The sequence below is a fragment of the Halobacillus sp. HZG1 genome, from assembly GCF_035818575.1.
GTDB classification, from domain to species: Bacteria; Bacillota; Bacilli; order Bacillales; family Halobacillaceae; genus Halobacillus; species Halobacillus litoralis.
On record NZ_JAYLVQ010000039.1, the window covers coordinates 1 to 1,390 of the forward strand.

A 1,390-nucleotide genomic window follows, 5' to 3' on the forward strand; every position below is an offset into this window, starting at 1 on the left:
CCTGAGCCAGGATCAAACTCTCCATAAAAGTTAAGTTTGACTTGCTCATTTGCACACCGAATGTGCTTTGTTTCAAATCTCTTCTATAAAGAAGAAATGTTTTGACGTACTGGTTGGTTCGTTCAGTTTTCAAAGATCAAATTAATTATTGGTGGAGCCTAGCGGGATCGAACCGCTGACCTCCTGCGTGCAAAGCAGGCGCTCTCCCAGCTGAGCTAAGGCCCCTCTATATTAGGAATGGTCGGGAAGACAGGATTCGAACCTGCGACCCCTTGGTCCCAAACCAAGTGCTCTACCAAGCTGAGCTACTTCCCGTTTAAATGGCGCGCCCGAGAGGAGTCGAACCCCTAACCTTCTGATCCGTAGTCAGACGCTCTATCCAATTGAGCTACGGGCGCATATTTGTTTATGGTGCCGAGGGCCGGACTCGAACCGGCACGGTGGAAACCCACCGCAGGATTTTAAGTCCTGTGCGTCTGCCAATTCCGCCACCCCGGCCTGGCAAGTTTATGTCTAATATCGGTGTTGTTTATTAAGTAGCTTGGTTGAATCATGGAGCGGAAGACGGGATTCGAACCCGCGACCCCCACCTTGGCAAGGTGGTGTTCTACCACTGAACTACTTCCGCATAAAGTGCGGGTGGAGGGACTTGAACCCCCACGCCGTGAAGCACTAGATCCTAAATCTAGCGTGTCTGCCAATTCCACCACACCCGCAAATGAATGGTGAGCCATGAAGGATTCGAACCTTCGACCCTCTGATTAAAAGTCAGATGCTCTACCAGCTGAGCTAATGGCTCTTATCGAAAAACGTTAGCGCAAGCAACTAATGGTGCCGGCCAGAGGACTTGAACCCCCAACCTACTGATTACAAATCAGTTGCTCTGCCAGTTGAGCTAGGCCGGCTAACTTGATAAGAAATGGTGGAGGATGCAGGGTTCGAACCTGCGACCCCTTGCTTGTAAGGCAAGTGCTCTCCCAGCTGAGCTAATCCTCCGGATTATTATGAAATTATGATCAAGGCTTGGCGGCGTCCTACTCTCACGGGGGTAAACCCGACTACCATCGGCGCTGAAGAGCTTAACTGCTGTGTTCGGCATGGGAACAGGTGTGACCTCTTCGCCTTCACCACCAAACCTTTTTTCAAGGACAAGATATATTATATTGTCCTTTGAACAAAATTTCAAGGGGTAAATTCAAGTTTTTTTGAAAACCCTCAAAACTGGATAAGGAAACATCTTATTTGAAAAGCAACGTTCTTCACGAATGATTAAAATCAGATAGATAAGTCATCGATCCATTAGTATCCGTCAGCTCCACGTGTCACCACGCTTCCACCTCGGACCTATCAACCTCATCGTCTCTGAGGGATCTTATTTGCTTAAAGCAAA

9 tRNA genes and 2 rRNA genes are annotated in these 1,390 nt (G+C 48.3%); all 11 read right to left on the reverse strand.

Annotation, left to right across the window (positions count from 1 at the left end):
- Positions 1 to 149 precede the first annotated feature (149 nt).
- Positions 150 to 225, reverse strand: a tRNA-Ala gene (locus tag VKA52_RS05955).
- 13 nt (positions 226 to 238) lie between these two features.
- A tRNA-Pro gene (locus VKA52_RS05960) sits at positions 239 to 315 on the reverse strand.
- 6 nt (positions 316 to 321) lie between these two features.
- A tRNA-Arg gene (locus VKA52_RS05965) sits at positions 322 to 398 on the reverse strand.
- Between the two features lie 11 nt (positions 399 to 409).
- Positions 410 to 498: transfer RNA gene (locus tag VKA52_RS05970), tRNA-Leu, on the reverse strand.
- 55 nt (positions 499 to 553) lie between these two features.
- Positions 554 to 628 (reverse strand) — tRNA-Gly (locus VKA52_RS05975).
- 6 nt (positions 629 to 634) lie between these two features.
- A tRNA-Leu gene (locus tag VKA52_RS05980) sits at positions 635 to 716 on the reverse strand.
- A gap of 7 nt (positions 717 to 723) precedes the next feature.
- Positions 724 to 799, reverse strand: a tRNA-Lys gene (locus VKA52_RS05985).
- Positions 800 to 829: 30 nt separating this feature from the next.
- Positions 830 to 905: transfer RNA gene (locus VKA52_RS05990), tRNA-Thr, on the reverse strand.
- Positions 906 to 920: 15 nt separating this feature from the next.
- Positions 921 to 996: transfer RNA gene (locus tag VKA52_RS05995), tRNA-Val, on the reverse strand.
- Between the two features lie 25 nt (positions 997 to 1,021).
- Positions 1,022 to 1,135, reverse strand: a 5S ribosomal RNA gene (gene rrf / locus VKA52_RS06000).
- Positions 1,136 to 1,279: 144 nt separating this feature from the next.
- Positions 1,280 to 1,390: ribosomal RNA gene (locus VKA52_RS06005) — 23S ribosomal RNA — on the reverse strand; the annotation flags it as partial.